This is a genomic window from Aquabacterium sp. A08 (assembly GCF_011742065.1).
Map to the genome: position 1 here is coordinate 1 of NZ_JAAQQT010000414.1, position 262 is coordinate 262.

1 protein-coding gene is annotated in these 262 nt (G+C 73.3%); it reads right to left on the bottom strand.

What is annotated here, in order from left to right; translation table 11 throughout:
* Positions 1-260 (bottom strand): NTP transferase domain-containing protein (locus HA630_RS02355; protein WP_166832214.1); only part of this gene is annotated, 260 nt, incomplete at its 3' end.
* Between the last annotated feature and the right edge of the window lie 2 nt (positions 261-262).

Consider the following 262-nt stretch of genomic DNA (forward strand, 5'->3'; position numbering starts at 1 on the left):
CCGGTGCCCAGCTGGGGTTCCTGGCGCACAAAGTCCAGCGCCAGCGCCGGGGTGGCCAGGGGCGCCAGCGCGGCTTCCACCTGTTCGGCGCCGTGCCCGGTGATGACCACCGCCCGCCGTGCCCCCAGTTGGGCGGCGCAGCCGATCACATGCGCCGCCAGGGCCTGGCCGCCCAGGCGGTGCAACACCTTGGGCGTGCGGCTCTTCATGCGCGTGCCCTTGCCGGCGGCCATCACCACCACATCCACTGCCAATGCCATGC